At 43.0% G+C, this 18127-nt stretch carries 21 protein-coding genes, 1 tRNA gene and 1 pseudogene; 14 read left to right on the forward strand and 9 right to left on the reverse strand.

Features of this window, described 5'->3' with window-relative positions; genetic code table 11:
* Positions 1-203 precede the first annotated feature (203 nt).
* The 5 genes and pseudogenes from AABK37_RS21410 (at position 204) to AABK37_RS21430 (ending at position 4892) form a co-directional block, all read left to right on the forward strand.
* Positions 204-1664: a hypothetical protein gene (locus tag AABK37_RS21410; RefSeq protein ID WP_432553553.1), complete on the forward strand. Its 1461-nt coding sequence runs from the start codon at positions 204-206 to the stop codon at positions 1662-1664.
* A 71-nt stretch (positions 1665-1735) separates the two neighbouring features.
* Positions 1736-1879, forward strand: coding sequence for a hypothetical protein (locus tag AABK37_RS21415; protein ID WP_432553554.1), 144 nt, complete (start codon positions 1736-1738; stop codon positions 1877-1879).
* A 138-nt stretch (positions 1880-2017) separates the two neighbouring features.
* Complete coding sequence (rimP, locus tag AABK37_RS21420; protein WP_432553555.1) at positions 2018-2479, forward strand: ribosome maturation factor RimP; 462 nt, start codon at positions 2018-2020, stop codon at positions 2477-2479.
* A gap of 157 nt (positions 2480-2636) precedes the next feature.
* Positions 2637-3911: pseudogene (gene nusA, locus AABK37_RS21425) on the forward strand (transcription termination factor NusA); the annotation flags it as partial.
* Between the two features lie 735 nt (positions 3912-4646).
* Positions 4647-4892 (forward strand): YlxR family protein, encoded by a 246-nt coding sequence (locus AABK37_RS21430; RefSeq protein ID WP_432553556.1) that lies wholly within the window; start codon positions 4647-4649, stop codon positions 4890-4892.
* Positions 4893-4971: 79 nt separating this feature from the next.
* On the opposite strand, the gene AABK37_RS21435 is transcribed toward AABK37_RS21430, so the two are convergent.
* Positions 4972-5214, reverse strand: a complete 243-nt coding sequence (locus AABK37_RS21435) for a hypothetical protein (RefSeq protein WP_432553557.1) — start codon at positions 5212-5214, stop codon at positions 4972-4974.
* 129 nt (positions 5215-5343) lie between these two features.
* On the opposite strand from AABK37_RS21435, the gene infB reads away from it, so the two are divergent.
* The 3 genes from infB (at position 5344) to AABK37_RS21450 (ending at position 9481) form a co-directional block, all read left to right on the forward strand.
* Complete coding sequence (gene infB, locus AABK37_RS21440; protein WP_432553558.1) at positions 5344-8505, forward strand: translation initiation factor IF-2; 3162 nt, start codon at positions 5344-5346, stop codon at positions 8503-8505.
* A gap of 178 nt (positions 8506-8683) precedes the next feature.
* Positions 8684-9295 carry a low-complexity tail membrane protein gene (locus AABK37_RS21445; RefSeq protein ID WP_432553559.1) on the forward strand — a complete coding sequence of 204 codons (612 nt, stop codon included), beginning with the start codon at positions 8684-8686 and terminating at the stop codon, positions 9293-9295.
* 6 nt (positions 9296-9301) lie between these two features.
* Complete coding sequence (locus AABK37_RS21450) at positions 9302-9481, forward strand: hypothetical protein (RefSeq protein ID WP_432553560.1); 180 nt, start codon at positions 9302-9304, stop codon at positions 9479-9481.
* A gap of 118 nt (positions 9482-9599) precedes the next feature.
* Here the strand turns inward: AABK37_RS21450 and AABK37_RS21455 are convergent, their stop codons facing one another.
* Positions 9600-10220: an alpha/beta hydrolase gene (locus AABK37_RS21455; protein WP_432553561.1), complete on the reverse strand. Its 621-nt coding sequence runs from the start codon at positions 10218-10220 to the stop codon at positions 9600-9602.
* A gap of 365 nt (positions 10221-10585) precedes the next feature.
* On the opposite strand from AABK37_RS21455, the gene AABK37_RS21460 reads away from it, so the two are divergent.
* Positions 10586-12295 carry a DUF1565 domain-containing protein gene (locus AABK37_RS21460; RefSeq protein WP_432553562.1) on the forward strand — a complete coding sequence of 570 codons (1710 nt, stop codon included), beginning with the start codon at positions 10586-10588 and terminating at the stop codon, positions 12293-12295.
* A gap of 452 nt (positions 12296-12747) precedes the next feature.
* Here the strand turns inward: AABK37_RS21460 and AABK37_RS21465 are convergent, their stop codons facing one another.
* Entirely contained in the window at positions 12748-13017 is a 270-nt protein-coding gene (locus tag AABK37_RS21465; protein ID WP_432553563.1) for a DUF3493 domain-containing protein, read from the reverse strand.
* A 34-nt stretch (positions 13018-13051) separates the two neighbouring features.
* Between AABK37_RS21465 and AABK37_RS21470 the strand changes: the two genes are divergently transcribed.
* The 3 genes from AABK37_RS21470 to AABK37_RS21480 all read left to right on the forward strand — a co-directional run bounded on the left by AABK37_RS21470 (position 13052) and on the right by AABK37_RS21480 (position 14364).
* Positions 13052-13123 (forward strand) — tRNA-Thr (locus tag AABK37_RS21470).
* A 269-nt stretch (positions 13124-13392) separates the two neighbouring features.
* Entirely contained in the window at positions 13393-13851 is a 459-nt protein-coding gene (locus AABK37_RS21475; RefSeq protein ID WP_432553564.1) for a DUF29 domain-containing protein, read from the forward strand.
* 57 nt (positions 13852-13908) lie between these two features.
* Positions 13909-14364 (forward strand): DUF29 domain-containing protein, encoded by a 456-nt coding sequence (locus AABK37_RS21480; protein WP_432553565.1) that lies wholly within the window; start codon positions 13909-13911, stop codon positions 14362-14364.
* Positions 14365-14526: 162 nt separating this feature from the next.
* Here the strand turns inward: AABK37_RS21480 and AABK37_RS21485 are convergent, their stop codons facing one another.
* Complete coding sequence (locus AABK37_RS21485; RefSeq protein WP_039742231.1) at positions 14527-14964, reverse strand: hypothetical protein; 438 nt, start codon at positions 14962-14964, stop codon at positions 14527-14529.
* 130 nt (positions 14965-15094) lie between these two features.
* Positions 15095-15382, reverse strand: coding sequence for a hypothetical protein (locus tag AABK37_RS21490; RefSeq protein ID WP_432553566.1), 288 nt, complete (start codon positions 15380-15382; stop codon positions 15095-15097).
* Positions 15383-15436: 54 nt separating this feature from the next.
* Between AABK37_RS21490 and AABK37_RS21495 the strand changes: the two genes are divergently transcribed.
* Positions 15437-15778, forward strand: coding sequence for a hypothetical protein (locus tag AABK37_RS21495; RefSeq protein ID WP_432553567.1), 342 nt, complete (start codon positions 15437-15439; stop codon positions 15776-15778).
* Positions 15775-16176 (forward strand): type II toxin-antitoxin system tRNA(fMet)-specific endonuclease VapC, encoded by a 402-nt coding sequence (gene vapC / locus AABK37_RS21500; RefSeq protein WP_432553568.1) that lies wholly within the window; start codon positions 15775-15777, stop codon positions 16174-16176. Before AABK37_RS21495 ends, vapC begins: the two co-directional genes overlap by 4 nt.
* Before the next feature lie 82 nt (positions 16177-16258).
* Here the strand turns inward: vapC and AABK37_RS21505 are convergent, their stop codons facing one another.
* From AABK37_RS21505 to AABK37_RS21520, 4 genes are all read right to left on the reverse strand, one after another.
* Positions 16259-16543 (reverse strand): hypothetical protein, encoded by a 285-nt coding sequence (locus tag AABK37_RS21505; protein WP_432553569.1) that lies wholly within the window; start codon positions 16541-16543, stop codon positions 16259-16261.
* 77 nt (positions 16544-16620) lie between these two features.
* Positions 16621-17046, reverse strand: coding sequence for an 8-oxo-dGTP diphosphatase MutT (gene mutT, locus AABK37_RS21510; protein WP_432553570.1), 426 nt, complete (start codon positions 17044-17046; stop codon positions 16621-16623).
* A 355-nt stretch (positions 17047-17401) separates the two neighbouring features.
* A complete protein-coding gene (locus AABK37_RS21515; RefSeq protein WP_039742177.1) occupies positions 17402-17746 on the reverse strand; it encodes a DUF760 domain-containing protein in 345 nt (114 codons plus the stop codon).
* A 123-nt stretch (positions 17747-17869) separates the two neighbouring features.
* Complete coding sequence (locus AABK37_RS21520) at positions 17870-17998, reverse strand: hypothetical protein (RefSeq protein WP_432553571.1); 129 nt, start codon at positions 17996-17998, stop codon at positions 17870-17872.
* Positions 17999-18127 lie beyond the last annotated feature (129 nt).

Below are 18127 nucleotides of genomic sequence, written 5' to 3' on the forward strand. Positions count from 1 at the left end.
TTTAGTTTATTTAATCTCATTATTAATTATTTTTGATTAAATTAAGTTATATCTAAATAAAATTAGGTGGATACTATAAATCAAATTTTGTCATCTTTCTGTAGACTGATTTTCAATTAAAAGTGGATATATACTGAAAACAGCATAAAGCACATAAATTAGAGATGTCATAAGGAACATTTCTCAAATCCACTTATCAGCGAATGGCTCAAATAAACTTGAACAAGCGGCGAAACCTATGGTTTGAGCGCTTAATGGCAATTATTGCTTTCATTAATTTATGTATTTGTTTGTTTGATTTAAGTTATATTCCTTGGCGGGATTTCTACTTGCGAAAAGTTCCCCAAATTACCAAGGTTTATGACAAAGTAAAAGGTATTGAACCGCATCGAGAAACAGAAAACTATCTAGCAAATGTCAAGTTATTAGAAGAACAGGTAAGCCAAACAGGGTTAAAGTCCTCAGAAAGTGCAACCCAACTTGAAGAATTGCGGCGTCTCTCAGGTGAGATGATTGACGGTAATCCGTTTGCGGCAGTAAATAAGAGTGGGACGCTGGAAAAAATCAAAAATAGAATGCGCGATCGCACATCTGTAAAATCTGCGAAACGAGCGTTTGACACTTTTTGGAGTCAAGCTTATTTAAGTGAAAATGGGTGGAATCAAGAAATTGCTTTTTTCAACCAGAAAATTCAACCTTTAATCGCTACAGATTACTACCGCACAATTGGCGAAAACGGTGAATTTACTGATAATTTTTGGCGAATAGATTTACCGTTTGTGATTTTATTTGCTTTAGAATTACTGACACGGTGTTTTTACACCAGAAAACGCAATCCTAGTTTTAGCTGGTTAGATGCAGTTTTGTGGCGCTGGTACGATTTATTTTTGCTGATTCCATTTGGGCGATGGTTGCGAATAATACCTGTATTAGTTCGTTTAGATAAAGCGCATTTATTGAATCTGCAACCAGTAAGAAAGCAAATTAATCAAGGAGTTGTCGCCAATTTTGCGGAAGAACTCACAGAAATTGTCATAGTTAGGTTAATTAACCAGATTCAAGGATCGATAAAGCAGGGAGAGTTAACGCGCTGGCTATTGCAAAAAGAGAATCATTCTGAGTATGTAGATATTAATAATATTAATGAAGTGGAAGCGATCGCAGGTATCTTTATCAAAGCGATCGTTTATCAAGTGCTACCCAAAATTCAACCAGAGATAGTTGCCATATTGCATCATAATATAGATGGTGCATTCAATCAATCCCCCATCTATCGCAACCTGCACAACCTCCCCGGAGTAGCACAGATGCAGGCTCAACTGAGCGAACAATTATCAACTCAAATCGCCACAAACCTTTACAACGCTTTAGTTAGCGCCGTCGAAGATCCAGTAGCCGCAAAACTTTCGAGTCAATTACTCGAACGCTTTAGCGAAGCCTTGGGAGTGGAAATGCAGAAAAAACAAGTACTTTCAGAAATTCAAAGCTTACTGTTTGACTTTTTGGAAGAAGTCAAGATTAACTACGTCCAACGCTTGTCCCGCGAGGATATAGCGCAAATAATCCAACAAACTCGACAAATGCGATCGCAAGCATCAGTTACCACAGTAGTCAGTAAAAGCTCTGCTCTACTACAAACTAGGAATAAGGCAAGTGGTGAGTAGACGATGAGGGGCATGGGGCATGGGGGAGGCAGTGCGGTCTTGGGGTCTCCCCAAGTGGAGCACCTGCCGTCATGGGGCATGGGGCATGGGGCATGGAAAGAATTGTATTTATTCACCCACTCGCTTTCTTGAACTTGTTTAATTCGAGCGTGCCCATTAAACAATTGCCCATTGCGATAGGGCCCAATGCCCAATGCCCAATGCCCCATTATTAATTTCTCACTTCTCCCCCCAAAAGAAATGCGCTAAACTCAATTTAGGTCGAACCATTTTTGGTTCGGCACAATACTTCTTGGAAGATATCCTTATCGCAGGAAGTGGGTCAATGCCCACTTTTTTTATTGAATTATTGCATGACTCATCCCTTAGTCCCACAAATTATTGATTTGGCGATACCAGTAGCAGAAGAACTGGGATTAGAAGTCGTTGGGGTAGTTTTTCATACTAACCAACGTCCACCAGTGTTGCGGGTAGATATCCGCAATCCCCAACAGGACACTGGATTGAATGATTGTGAGCGGATGAGCCGTGCTTTAGAAGCCTCCTTAGATGGATCGGATATCATTCCAGATGCTTACGTTTTAGAGGTGTCAAGTCCTGGTATTTCGCGGCAACTGACAACCGACAGGGAATACCTGTCCTTCAAAGGATTTCCTGTAATTGTCTTTACTTCCCAACCCTACGACGGACAGCAAGAGTGGATTGGTCAGTTGATTCGCCGGGATGAAATATCAGTTTACTTAAACCAAAAAGGTCGTGTAATCGAAATTCCTCGCACTCTCATAAGTAGGGTGCAGTTGAATGAGAGCAGATAAAAGTTAGGAGAACGGAGTAGGAGTTAAAAGTTAGGAGTTAAAAGTTAGGAGTTAAGTTTTGAGTTCTTTTAAAACTCTTAACTCATAACTTACAACTCCTAACTTATGCTCCTAACTTATGCTGGGTGTCTGCATAATAATTAAAGGAGATAAATTTATGTCTACAGTTAAATTAACGGGATTAAAAGATTTAATCGAAAATATCAGTCGCGAACGGAATTTACCGCGTGTGGCAGTTCAATCAGCTATCAGAGAAGCACTACTAAAAGGTTACGAACGTTATCGCCGTGCCCAAAATTTAGAGCGAAGACAATTTGATGAAGAGTACTTTAATAATTTTGAAGTAGAACTTGATGTTGACGAACAAGGATTTCGCGTTCTTTCTACTAAAAGCATTGTTGAAGAAGTTAGCAATTCCGATCATCAAATTTCTTTAAAAGAAGTTCAAGAAGTAGCTCCGGAAGCGCAATTAGGTGACTCAGTGGTGCTAGATGTTACCCCTGATAAAGAAGAATTTGGTCGCATGGCGGCGATGCAAACCAAGCAAGTTTTAGCGCAAAAACTGCGAGATCAGCAGCGCCAGTTGGTGCAAGAAGAATTTCAAGACTTAGAAGGAACTGTGCTGCAAGCAAGAGTACTGCGCTTTGAAAGACAGTCAGTGATTATGGCAGTTGTCAGTGGCTTCGGTCAACCAGAGGTAGAAGCTGAATTACCCAAGCGCGAACAATTGCCCAACGATAATTACCGAGCAAATGCTACATTTAAGGTATATTTGAAAAAGGTTTCTCAAGGACAGCAACGCGGACCGCAGTTACTAGTTTCCAGAGCAGATGCTGGTTTAGTAGTATATTTGTTTGCCAACGAAGTGCCGGAAATTGAAGATGAAGTTGTGCGAATTGTTGCTGTAGCCAGAGAAGCTAATCCTCCTTCGCGTTATGTCGGACCGCGAACTAAAATTGCTGTTGACACTTTAGATCGCGATGTCGATCCAGTTGGTGCTTGTATTGGAGCGCGGGGATCGCGAATTCAAGTGGTGGTCAATGAATTGCGCGGGGAAAAAATCGATGTGATTCGTTGGTCGCCAGATCCTGCAACTTACATTGCTAACGGCTTGAGTCCCGCACGAGTCGATGAAGTGCGCCTCATGGACCCCGAAAGTCGCCAAACTCACGTTTTAGTAGCTGAAGATCAACTTAGTTTAGCTATTGGTAAAGAAGGACAAAACGTCCGTTTAGCTGCTCGTCTGACTGGCTGGAAAATTGACATCAAAGACAAAGCGAAGTATGACCCCGCAGCGGAAGATGCAAAATTTGTCGCCGTCCGAGCAAAACAACAACAAGAAGAAGATGAAAGGGAGTTTGAGGAACTCGAAAAAATAGAGCAACTACAGCTAGACCAAGCAGATGAGTACGAGGAATTAGAAACAGACGACGAGTATCAAGATGAACAAGATGAACAAGATGAGCAAGATGAAGAAATAGAAGCATGTCAAAATAAGTTAGAAACAGTTATGAAGTCAGTTGAGAATTTTCCATCTGACTTAAGAGTAGCTTTAGAAAATTTCATAGAAGAAAGATCGCAATTAGCAGACGATTTTAGACAATTGTTGCTGAAAAGTTCTTTAAGTTCGCTAAAACAGCTTTTAGAACGCCTAGCCGATTTAGCAGTGGCTTCTGATACACCTTTTGCTATAACCAAACTTACTAACGCTTTAGGAATAAAAGGTGCTACATTTCAAAGCATCTTGTCTTTATTGGTAATTTGAGTTTTCCTTCATATATCCGCTCACTTTTTAATCGTTTGTTGGCTTGAGCAATAGCCAAACCCAACAAACGAGCTTTTTGAAAAATAAAAAAGCGTTGCCGTACTCGGCATCGCTTCTCTTCTCCCTGCATAGAGACGCTGCGCTCTCCTAGAGGCACGCGGCTACGCGAACGTGCTTTGATCGCAAATCGTTGCATCGGTTGACCTTGGCATCCGCAAGCTATAAATATTCTTAAATGTTGCAAAACAGCAATAAACCGGGTAAAAATACAAATAACTTAACAAACCTTAATTTTTCCGGAAGCCAGTTGATAAAGGTTTAATTGAGAATCTAACAAAATGTCAAAATTAGTACTGAGGAGTTATTTAACAAAAAAGACTGCCTTGAACCGAGAAAAAAGAGATGAAAAAGAATTACCGACGTTGTATCAGTTGCCGCCAAGTCAAATTAAAAGAAGAGTTTTGGCGGATTGTCCGCGTCTTTCCGTCTAGACAGGTACAATTAAATGAGGGCATGGGGCGTTCTGCCTACATTTGTCCGCAAGCGAGCTGCCTTTGTGCTGCTCAAAAAAAAAATAGACTAGGGCGATCGCTACATGCATCAGTGCCAGAAACACTGTATGAAACATTGTGGCAACGTTTAGCCTAAAACCATACCTATGAATATTCAGGGGTTTGGCGGTAATCACTCAGACAATTGTACTGACAGCCGTACTAATACGCTATCATCACATTCTGACTTGATTGCTTGGGTTAATGCCAAAATAGTAAATGGGTGTAGGCAGCAAAGCTAGCTCGCTTCTCAAGTTTATTGCTCCAGCGGCGAAGCAACCCGACCGAAAAAGTTTTACTCGATTGTGTTGTGGAATCAGAATCAGCAAAACAAAAAAAACAATATGGCAACCTGGTAGCGCGATCGCGTGGCATAAACCATCCTTGGGTGTGGAGATGCCAACAGTAAACCGAAACATCTCTCTTTCCTGATTGGAGGCACCGGCAAAATCGTATCTGGGCAACCTAAACACAGCAGTCAAAGGATGGAGATGTCGCACTTTCAGGCAGCCATCCGCTAAAACTGTAATCTTATTGGGGAAGAGTGGATGAACAACGGCAAAGTGAGAATTTACGAATTATCAAAGGAATTGAATTTGGATAACAAAGAGCTATTAGCAATTTGCGACCAGCTCGATATTGCGGTCAAAAGCCATAGCAGTACAATTTCGGAAACAGAGGCAGAACAAATTCGGACAGCAGCCGAAAAACTCGCTGCTACGAATGTAATGCCAAAAAAAGAACTTACAACCAGTCATAAAGCAAATTCACCACAAATTGGTGGACCATCCCGACCAACCGCACCCCACAAACAACAAATTTTGGAAATTCGCAAACCCAAAATATTGAGAAACACTACCTCCAACGCCCAAGAGGCGTCAGTTGCTATTAGTACAGAATTTGCTTCTTCTGAGGCTAATCCTCCTTCACCTCCACGACCCTTCGCTACACCAGTCTCATCATCAATGAAGCCGACGGCACCAACTCGACCAGTACCCAAAAATCAGTCGGAGACCCCACAAAAACCTCCTGTGACTGAAGCAGAGCAAACGCTTGATCGTCCTTTGACACCAGAAAAAACAGCCGCAGAAAAACCGGAGAAACCGCCGAGACAAAAACCGGAAAAACCGCCGAGACCGCAACTAGTAGCGCCACCCGCAAGACCACTTGCGGAAACAGCGACTACAGATGGACAGCCTCTGGTGTCCGTGGGAGAGCCGATTGAAGCACGATCGCTGACTCAAACACAAAAACCGATCCTGAAGCGCGATCGCGATCAGGTAAAACCCAAGGTCGCCAAACCAACAAGCGACCAGCCAGCACCAGATGCACCCCGTCCAGCAGGACGACCCACTCCCGCACCAGTCAGACCAGAGCAAAAAGGTAATAGACCATCTGCGCCAATACCCGCAGGAGATCCGCAACGACCCACAAGACCGGTACGTCCAAGTGAAAAGCCAGTCGCAGCTTCACTGCCAGTGGCAACTCCACCAAGAGGGCTTGCAGGCGTTTCCGCAAAACAAGACCTTCCGGATGATGATCCCGTAGCACCCGATTTGCTCGACCTCAAACGCCCCACACCACCTCGCCTACTCAAAGGTGGTAAAAAGTGGCAGGAAGAGGAAATTATTGACGAAGTTAAAGAAAAAGCAGGCAAGCAAGTCACTAAAGGCAAACGAGTTAAGCCGATTCTGGATGATGAATTTGAAGAAGACTTGCTCGATGATGAAGATCCAGATTCACCAGCTACCGTTCAGGTCAGCCTTTCGATCGCTCGTCCTCCCAAACCGAAAGCAAGCCGACCTTCCTCACCTACTGTAGCTCCAACAACTAGCATCCCAACTGCTAAAGGTAGTAAAAAATCCAGCAGCCGCGATCGCGATCGCGATCGCGATCAAAAAGCCGGACGCCAACAAGAGCAAAAGCGCGATCGTCCAGACAAACTGGTAGTAACAGGTCCCATGACCGTGCAAGAACTGTCTGAAGCCTTAGCAATTGCCGATACAGAGATTGTGAAAATCCTGTTCATGAAAGGCATGGCGGTAAGCATCACCCAAAACCTGGATATTCCCACCATTACCCTAATCGCAACCGAGCTAGAAGTACCAGTCGAAACCGCCGAACTAGAATCCGAGGCAATCAAAGTCACGGAAATGATCGACGCCGAAGACTTGGAAAACCTCGTGCGCCGTCCGCCAGTCGTGACAATTATGGGTCACGTAGACCACGGCAAAACTACCCTGCTCGACTCGATTCGCAAAACCAAAGTGGCAGCCGGCGAAGCTGGTGGTATTACCCAACACATCGGTGCTTACCACGTCGATGTAGAACATGAAGGCAAAATGCAGCAAATCGTCTTCCTTGACACCCCCGGTCACGAAGCTTTTACAGCTATGCGGGCGCGGGGAGCGCGGGTGACAGACATTGCTGTGTTAGTAGTAGCGGCGGATGATGGCGTTCGTCCCCAAACCATCGAAGCCATTAGCCACGCCCAAGCCGCCCAAGTGCCTATTGTCGTGGCAATTAACAAAATCGACAAAGAAGGCGCACAGCCAGACCGGGTAAAACAAGAACTCACCCAGTATGGTTTAACCCCAGAAGAATGGGGCGGTGACACAATCATGGTTCCCGTCAGTGCCATCAAGGGCGAAAACTTAGATACGCTCTTAGAAATGATTTTGATCGTCGCAGAGGTAGGCGAACTTTCTGCCAATCCAAATCGGACTGCAAAAGGAACAGTGATTGAAGCTCATCTGGATAAAGCAAAGGGAGCAGTTGCTACCTTGTTAATTCAGAATGGTACTCTCCACGTCGGCGATATGCTCGTAGCTGGCTCTGCCTTTGGTAAAGTTAGAGCAATGGTCGATGACAGAGGAGCCAGAGTTGAAGTTGCAAGCCCAAGTTTTGCCGTCGAGGTGTTGGGTCTAAGTGATGTGCCAGCAGCAGGCGACGAGTTCGAGGTTTTCGAGAACGAAAAACAAGCACGCGCACTCGCCTCAGACAGAGCAGACAAACAACGCGCTTCCCGTCTATTACAGGGACGCGTCACCCTGACAACCCTTTCCGCTCAAGCACAAGAAGGCGAGTTGAAAGAACTCAACTTGATTCTCAAGGCAGATGTACAAGGTTCTGTAGAAGCCATAGTGGGATCGCTCAAACAAATCCCGCAAAACGAAGTGCAAATTCGCATGTTATTGGCGACTGCTGGGGAAATCACCGAGACAGATATCGACTTGGCTGCCGCCAGTAACGCCGTAATCATTGGCTTCAATACCACCTTCGCCAGTGGTGCCAGACAAGCCGCCGATGAAGCTGGTGTGGATGTAAGAGAATACAACATCATCTACAAACTTCTAGAAGACATCCAGGCAGCCCTGGAAGGTCTATTAGAGCCAGAATTGGTGGAAGAACACCTGGGGATCACCGAAGTGCGTGCCGTCTTCCCAGTGGGACGCGGTGCGGTTGCTGGTTGTTACGTGCAATCTGGTAAGCTAATTCGTAACTGTAAAATCCGAGTGCGTCGTAATAACAAAGTCATCTATGAAGGTGTTCTTGATTCCCTCAAACGGATGAAAGATGACGTTAAGGAAGTGAATGCTGGTTATGAATGCGGTATCGGCGTTGATAAATTCAACGACTGGGCTGAAAGTGACAGCATCGAATCCTACCAAATGGTGACGAAACGCCGCACTTTGACTCCAACAAGATAGGGAGTAGGGAATAGGGAGTAGGGAATAGGGAATTTACTCGCTCCCCACTGCCTACTCCCCAACGCCAGGTGCACCGCTGCCGGGGAACCCGGACGCGGCTACGCCTCAAGTCGGGCATTGCCCGCCTACGGCGCTGGCTCTCCAACGCACTGGCTCCTCCCCATTCCCCACTTTGCTTATGTCCTCATTTCGCTCTGAACCTATTTTGTGGATTCACATCGCTGGATTGGCAACGCTGCCGATTTTTTTGCCGCTGTGCTTATTGTTTTTGGCAGTAGGCGATCGCTCACTACCAACCTGGCTAGAACTACTTATAGTTGCGGCAATTGGCATTCTACCGCTGTTGTGGATGCAACTGCGCCGCCCTTTTTATACATTTGCCCTTCTGGGAGTAGCCCTCAAGCCAGAAATCCTCTCAGAACCCCAGCGTAAAATTCTCTGTTTAGTTAATACAAAATTAAATCGCCTGCTAGCAGTTTTCGGAGCTGTATTATCAGTTTTGATATTGCTGCTGCTTTCTCAAGCAACTCCCTTGGTAGCAAACATTGCTCGGCTTTTACCTCAATGGAGAGGTTTAGCATTGCTGCTTGCTGGTTTATTTTTTTTAGCGAGTAATTTATTTTTGCAAATTCCCCTGAGTGTCGCAGGAGTTTTGGTGACGAAGGAAACAGAATTTGCAGCTTTAGAACCGTTATCTTTAGAAAAGATTAAGCAGGATTTTACAATTTTAGGGGTGCGGGTTGATCAAATCTTGCCCCAGTTGACTGGCAAAGTTAAAACTGAGGAATGAGTAATTATGGCTCGAATTCAAAATAAAACTGATGCGGAAATTTGGAATAATCTTGTATCGGCGATCGCCGCTAGTTCAGGCTTCCAAAGCTGGCAACTAGAACACGATGCTCAATTACAAAAGCTTAGGCTCGAGCAACAAGTACAGCGCTATTTGCGGGAAACTTTAGAAACTTTAGCTTACTAAGTAGCTAAGTATAAATGACGAGAAAAATAATCTCAATAGCTGATTGCTAATATCACAAAGGCAATCGGCTATTTGGCGCTTGCAAAAATATAAGTTAGTTTTATCACCAAAAAAGTACTTAAAAACCAAGAATATCTTGTAGATTTCCCTGGAAGCGACGCAGTTGACGGTAGGCAGTTTCTAGGCGGTCTCCTTCAACTTCTACCTCATTTGTAGGATAATTTTGGATAACTTCTATCAGTGTAATTTGCCTATCTTTACTGGCAGAAACTACCAAAGCTGCACGTAAAGCTTGTTTGTCTGCTTGACGCGATCGCGTATGAATAACCTGAGTAAGTTGATCTAAAATCACATTACCAATCCGGCTATTTAGTACTTTATCTAAAATCACCGGGTTAATTTTCACAGGTTCAGTTAAGTACTGACGAATTGCTTGAGGGTTTTGTCTAGCCAAAGCTAAATTCACTCTTAAGGAAGTTGACAGTTTACCAGTTTGGGCAAAACTAGACAACTCCTGTACCGAAACTGATTCTCGGAAGATGCGATACTTCAACACCACCGATTCCGCAGCTAAAGCAGGAACACCGGAAAGTATAAAATAAATACTTATTACTAAAATTAACCTACCAGACACAGACAAAAATTGGCAACGCATTTCCTCACATTTCCCCAAGCTTGGCTGTGCTTTTAACCATATCTTGCCAGAATTAGTTGCAACATCTTCCTCATGTCGTACCATTTGACTTGAGATTTGCAACAAATCGACAGCAGACGTATATTTTTATTACAAAAATATTAAATTATTAGTTTTTTAGATAATAAACTTAAACATTAAAACCAGAATAAAAGTATTGTCAAATACAATATCTTTTAATTACAGCCCAAAAACACTACTGTAAGAGGCTTTTTGGTCAAACTTAAATTCAGCTTGACAGTTTTCAAAGTGTAACATACAACAGCATTAGCGTTGATTTTTATTCAAGAATTTGGCTGATAAGGTGCTGTTATTCCGGTATAGTTTTGCATGGGTTTTACAGCTACATGGCTGCTATCGACACCTCTTTCAACTTACCTTAATTCACTCAAATCACAGATATAAAAAAGATGAAACGTCAGGGTTTTCACAAGCCTCAATCGAAAACTTTTCGCCTTCTTTCTAGCAGTCACCCTAGATATACTCTACCCTTACGAGCAGGACTAAGCGCCTTGATACTAATTTCTGCTGGGTCAATGCGATCGCCTGGTCAAGTAAATGCTGGTGCTACCCTCTCTGAAGGTATTACTCCAACTCTAACCGCGCAAGTTCCTGCAACAGCAACAGCAATTTACGTTAACCCAGCGACCGGTGCAGACAGCGCTGCTAGCAATTCTGAAGCAACACCCTATAAAACTATCACCTTCGCCCTCAGCAAGGCTCAACCAGGTACCGTCATTCAGCTCGCTGGTGGTACTTATAACAGTGAAAGTGGCGAAAAATTCCCACTATTCATTCAACAAGGTGTGACACTGCGCGGTGATGATGCCAGCAAAGGTCAGGCGATATTAATTACAGGTGGTGATTTTTTCGTCAGCCCCACCTTTGCGCGTCAGAACATTACAATTCGCGCTGACAAAGATTCTACCATCACTGGCGTTACTGTCACCAACCCCAATCAACGCGGTACTGGTGTGTGGGTTGAATCGACTAATCCCAAAATTACAAACAGTACATTTGTCAATAGTATAAGAGAAGGTATTTTCGTTACGGGTACAGGTAATCCCAAAATTGAAAATAACGTCTTTACTGAAAATAAGGGCAATGGAGTTTCCGTCGCTAAATCTGCCACAGGTGAAGTTCGCAATAACTTGTTTCAATCAACTGGTTTTGGTATTGCAGTTAGCGATTTGGCAACTCCTTTAATTACTGATAATCAAATTATCCAAAACTATGGCGGCATTGTTGTCACTGGTAGCGCCAAACCGATGCTGCGTAACAACGTAATTCAGGATAACCGAGATCACGGATTAGTTGCGCTTCAGAAATCTTCACCAGACTTGGGAACTCAGGAAAATCCTGGTAAAAACCTGATTCGCAATAACGGTAAAAAAGACCCAAAAAAGCTTTTTGACGTATTAAATGCGACCACTCAAAATACAATAGTCGCTGTTGGTAATGATATTGACCCTACCCGAATTTCTGGCAAGGTAGATTTTGTTGCTGCCAGCGTTGAACCCCCCGCAGGTGGTCAAACTGCTTTCAAAGATGTACCTGCGGGTTATTGGGCAAAAGGATACATTGAAGCTTTAGCGTCTCAGAATATTATTGCGGGCTTCCCCGATGGCAGTTTTAGACCGAATGAACCTGTAACACGCGCTCAATTTGCTACTATCGTCAATAAAGCTTTATCGCCAGCAAGCAAACGCCCAGGTATTGACTTTAAGGATCTGCAAAGCAATTTCTGGGCTTACGCAGCAATTCAATCTGCTTACCAGGGTCAATATGTGTCTGGCTATCCCGACGGTACGTTTAAACCACAGCAGCAAATTCCTAGAGTGCAGGTGTTAGTATCCTTAGCCAACGGTCTGGGTTTAAATGCTGAGACTCAGAATCCTCTAACTTTCTATACTGATGCGGCACAGATTCCTAAATATGCTACGGGTTCTGTTGCTGCGGCAACTTCCAGGCAATTAGTAATTAATTATCCTACCGTTAAGCAACTAAATCCAAATCGTGAGGCAACTAGGGCAGAAGTTGCTGCTTTTGTTTACCAAGCGCTAGTTAGTGCAGGACGCGCTCAAGCAATTCCCTCACCTTATTTGGTACAAACTCCGTAATGGGGGAGATGGGGGGACAAGGAGATGGGGAGACAAGGAGATGGGGAAAAAGAATTGTCCCCCACTCCCCACTCCCCCACTCCCCCACTCCCCACCCCCCTTGCATAAATCAAAGCGCCAAGGCTTAACAATTGTTAGGTCTTGGCGCTTTAAATATTTTGAGTTTTTTTAACTTTGGGGTCTTTAAAATTTGGTTGACCCCATTGAAATTTATGGTTTGATATTCAGGGTCTTTATATTGGCTGACCCCGTTTGAAGTATTATTAGTTTCTACTGAAAATCTCAAGTTTTCAGATTTCCTAATAATTTCTTAATTTTTTCTGTATATATGTTTCTGATTATATAATTATGTTAAGTTAGTTAACTAAATAAGACATCTGTCACCAGATATAAAAGGTAAATCTTGCAAAAAGGGAGAATTTCTCCCGTAAGAAGCTATTCGTTCTACTTATTTATGAGCGCTTTTGCCTACGCTGTTCCCATCGCCAAAGGAATACCATTAAGGTAACGACTCCTACCTGAAGTGCTAAGTTAGGCAAAGCGCTATCAACATCGCGTCCAGCAAGCAGTTGGGAAAAAAAGACGATCGCGCCGATGAAACCAGAAGCACCACAAGCAATATATATAAATTGCCGCAAGCCGCGATAGGGGGCTGCCATTTCTGCTTTGAGACGGGCGTATTGTTCTGAGTTAAGGCGATTTTTAGGATTTTGTTGTACCATGACCTTATTAATGGTATAATTGGGAATGGCTTTTGCCGATGTGGCTCAGTGGTAGAGCACTCGATTCGTAATCGAGCGGTCACGGGTTCAAATCCCGTCATCGGCTTTAATCAAAGTATTGTTGAATAGTTAAAGTTTTACATATTCTTGTTGTATAGTGACAGATTAATGTAGTTGTGATACAGGTAGCTATTATATTAATAGCGCTTTCGCCCTGGTCTAAATTGTTATTATATAGTTACCCTGTTACTTGCTCGCATCTCAAGTTTCACTTGGAATACGCCCAAACGCAATCTATTTAGATAAGTAACAAGCATAGTCAGAGCGGGATTAAATTAAGTTTACTGCTTGGATTTTGGGAGGTTGAAAAATCAGATGACAGCGCCTCAACCAACAGTCTTTACATCTCATCTTTACGAGCAAGATTTTTATCTGTGGATAGAGACGACGGCTAAACAATTAAAAGAAGGCAGATTTTCTGAAGTTGATTTAGAAAATCTTATCGAAGAAATTGAAAGCATGGGGAGAAGCGAAAAAAGAGCTTTAGAAAGCAATTTAGTAGTTTTATTAATGCACCTATTCAAATACAAATATCAATCCGAAAAACGGTCTAATAGTTGGCTTTATACTATATTTGAACATCGACGCAGACTAAATAAAAATTTGCAAGATAGCCCAAGTTTGAAAAAGTACTTCGCTGAAAATTTTATGGAATGTTATCAGGATGCACGTCAGTTAGCGGCTTTAGAAACTGGGTTAAGCCTTGATACTTTTCCTGTAGAGGCTTTTTTGACTACGGATGAATGCTTGAATCAAGAGTTTTTACCTGATTAATTGAATTTTGCTATTTTCTCTACTTCTATCCTTGTATTCATGAGGTTGAAAAATCAGATGACAGCGCCTCAACCAACAGTCTTTACATCTCATCTTTACGAGCAAGATTTTTATCTGTGGATAGAGACGACGGCTAAACAATTAAAAGAAGGCAGATTTTCTGAAGTTGATTTAGAAAATCTTATCGAAGAAATTGAATGCATGGGGAGAAGTGAAAAAAAGGCAATAAAAAGTAATTTGATAGTTGTCTTAATTCATTTGTTAAAATATAAATATCAGCCAGAAAAGCGCTCTAATAGTTGGAAAGGAAGTATTAGAGAACATCGTCGGAGGCTCAAAGAAGCTTTTGTAGATAGTCCTAGTTTAAAATTATATTTCCAGGAAGTTTTGCCACAGTGTTATCAAGATGCAAGAAAGCAAGCTAGTGATGAAACTGGTTTATCGCTTGATACTTTTGGGGTAGATCCGTTTACTGCGGATGAATGTTTAGATGAAGAGTTTTTACCTGATTAGTTAAGTTCTGAGGCTTTGGGTGCTTCATATAATACTTTTTAAACATCGAGTCCGCATTTGAAACCCCTGCTCTTAGCATCGTTTTCCCCACACCCTACCCCCTACCCCCTACACCCCATTCATTGATTTAACACCCCTACTCCCATTTTCAAGTCAGGTGGATTATTGCAGCAAAGGAGTTGTGCCATTACCGTTAGTTGACGCATTGGCAATTGCAGCTTGAGTAGGTTGAGTGGTAAGAACCGCTACAACTGGAGTAACTTTTGAACTAGATTGTTTACTTCGTTTTCGATTAGAGCCGCCAGCCTTGGAATACTCTATACTGTTTCTGCCGTAGACAGTTGCAACTCCACTTAGCATTCGTTCAGACATTTCGGAGAGGGCTTTATCCATCTGGATTATTGTTTTACGCGATTCTTCAAGATTGGACACCAGCGTATTATGAGCTTCTAGTACAGCACGGGTAGTGTTGATTAGGTGGTTGTAGGCTTCAATGGTTAACCCATGTCCTAAATCCAGACTTTCATCAATGGATTTAAGCAAGGCGAGACGAAGTTGGGCTTTGTCAACAGCAGCAGAACCACGAGTTCTTAAAGACATGAGATATCCTTTTTTTTAATAATTCCTTTTTCAACATAGTGGAGTATCCTTTTGCCTGAGATGGGTAGTTTTGTGGATTTATTTCATTAAAAGTTCAACGAAATAATTACGAGGTTGCCTGTGTTTTTACTCATTTTTTATATGGATTTGTTGTTTTAGAATAAGTGCAATCAGCAATAGTAATCGCCGAAATCACAATTGCGATCGCAAAATCTATAAATGCGACTGCCGAAATCACAATTGCGATCGCCAAAATCACAATTGCAATCGCCAAATCGATTTCGGCGATCGCTAAAATCACAATTGCAGTCGCCAAATCAATAAATGCGACTGCCGAAATAACAAACGCAAACGCCAAATCGCTAAATGCGTTGGCGTAGCCCAACCCAGGCATCGCTGAAATAATAATTGCACTCACAAAATCGCTTGACTATGAAAGTAAAATGAAATTATCCTCCACCTAAGCCCCATCATGGTCGTCCCAGAACTCGAACAACAACTCCTTCAGCTTTCGCCTGACGATAAATTGTATATTATCCAACTCCTGGCACAAAGCCTGACTACACACAATAACAACACCCAGCTTGTGCAAACAAGCAAAATATCAGAATTCTTCCGTCAATCCCCCGTGGCTGAATTACCCGAAGAATTTGACCTTACCCGATTACTAAAAACCCTCATTGAGTCCCTACAACCAGCAACTCCAACCGAAATAACAGAATATCCCCTGCCTCAATTTTATGGATGTATCCAAGATGAAACCTTCTTCCGTCATCCCCAAGGACAACAACCAGAACGCGAACCAATCCTGTGAAATTCCTGCTCGATACTAACACCTGCATTATCTATATGCGTGGTAGAAATTCCACCTTAAAACAGAAACTAGAATCCACTGCCACTAAAGATATTGCCGTTTGCTCAATCGTCAAAGCTGAACTATTCTATGGTGCAATGAAAAGTGCCAAGCCACAACGGAATCTTACTTTACAACAACAATTTTTAGCCCAATTTACATCACTAGCCTTTGACGATTTAGCAGCAACGACATTTGGAATAATTCGCTCTCAACTAGAAGCATTAGGTACTCCCATTGGCGCGTATGACTTACAAATTGCCGCCATCACCCTGACAAATAACTTAACCCTTATTACCCATAACACTAGAGAATTCCAACGCATTAATAACTTGCTGATTGAGGATTGGGAGATATAGCAATCCTAAATGATTCATGAGAAAACACAATACTCATGAAGCTTAGGAAAGTCGGCGTTGCTGAATGGAGGGATGAATAGATTTATGTAGGTACGCCAAAATCACAATTGCAGTCGCCAAATCGATTCAGGCGATCGCCAAAATTACAAATGCGTTCGCCGAAATCACAATTGCAGTCGCCAAATCGATTCAGGCGATCGCCGAAATCACAATTGCGTTCGCCAAATCGATTCAGGCGATCGCCGAAATCACAATTGCGATCGCCAAATCGATTCAGGCGATCGCCGAAATCACAATTGCAGTCGCCAAATCGATTCAGGCGATCGCCAAAGGCGGGTGCTACCGCACCATCGCGCATTTTGGACAACTAGAAAAATTCACTTGGAGACCTCACCTTCAGACTAGAAAGCACTGGTACGAATAAAACCCACAATTAATCAAGCTTTAAGGATGAGAGCGATCGCCTTCACGTAAAGCTGCGATAATTTGAATATTTGCCTGAGGAAAAGCAAAGCGATCGAGTTCATCCAAATTCACCCAGCGAATTTCATCGCACTCCAGCGGTTGAGGAACACCCTTAAGATGGCGGCAATGATGTACAGTCAGGGTGACGCGCAAGTGGGTATAGGTATGATCGATAGTGATCAGATGTTTTCCTACTTCAATAAGTATTCCCAATTCTTCGTTAATTTCCCGTTTGATACACTCTTCGACGGTTTCGCCTTTCTCAATTTTACCTCCAGGAAATTCCCACAAACCGCCCATTGCGCCTGACCGACGACGGCGATCGATTAATATTTGCCCTCGATCGTTTGATATTACGGCAACACCAATGATTTTGTGAGGTGGTGGGGAAATAGTTTCACTCATGGTTTGTGGGTAATGGTTAGTAGTTAGTAGTTAGTAGTTAGTAGTTAGTAGAAGCGTGGAACAACCAACTACTAAGCATTAAAAAAACTCGGCAGATTAACTTGATTTCTGCCGAGTTTGTATTTTAGGTACAAATTTTAAGTTTGTTTGAATTTGTCTACGCACCTGTATCAAGATTAAATTAATGAAGTAATTTTCAATTTCGTATTTTGAGTTATTTTCTCACGCTGATAAAAATTACCATTCCCTTCTGGGAGTTAAGGGTAGAAGGGAGGCAGGTTGCAAGGATTTAGCACTCCTTGAGATTTTTGATTTGTATCACCGCGACGTTAACCAGGATGAAAACTTCAAATCCTTAGTCATTCTCGGTGTTGTTAGTTTCAGTTCCCTGCAATGCCATTTCAAAGTTCATTCTCTGTTCGGCATTACGCAAGAAATAACCACTAATCATAGCAGAGGCAAGAAGCCTACCCAAACTTTCCCGGCTGGTAGTAATAGTCACATTAAAGTGTTCCGCAGGCAGGTTTCCCAACAGCCCGACAATATTGCGTTCCATTACTTGAAAGACTTCTGGAGAATTGGGTTTGGATAACTGGGTAATTGTCTCTGGACTCAAGGCTTTAACGTACTGCCACAGCACTTCGCTAGTTTCTGGCTCACTGTTAAAAAATTCTGATACTTGATTGGATGGGTTACTCACGTTTTGCCTCCTTTACTACCACAGCTATGTGCGGTATTTGTAAATTAAATAGTAAAAGCTCGTATTATATTTAACTAAGCAGCCTGTTGTCTGTTCTTGTCAACTAATGTAACAAGTTACTCCTCATCTGGGAGTCGGTGTAACCGTACCAAAAGCAGCGTAGTTTCTCACCTCGTTGGTTAGTTGGTAGTGGATAGTGGGGCAATGGGCATGGGGCATGGGGGAGGCAGTGCGGTCTTGGGGTCTCCCCAAGTGGAGCACCTGCCGTCATGGGACATTGGGCATGGGGCATGGGGGAGGCAGTGCGGTCTTGGGGTCTCCCCAAGTGGAGCACCTGCCGTCATGGGACATTGGGCATGGGGCATGGGGGAGGCAGTGCGG

The sequence above is a fragment of the Tolypothrix sp. VBCCA 56010 genome (assembly GCF_050875635.1).
GTDB lineage: Bacteria > Cyanobacteriota > Cyanobacteriia > Cyanobacteriales > Nostocaceae > Hassallia.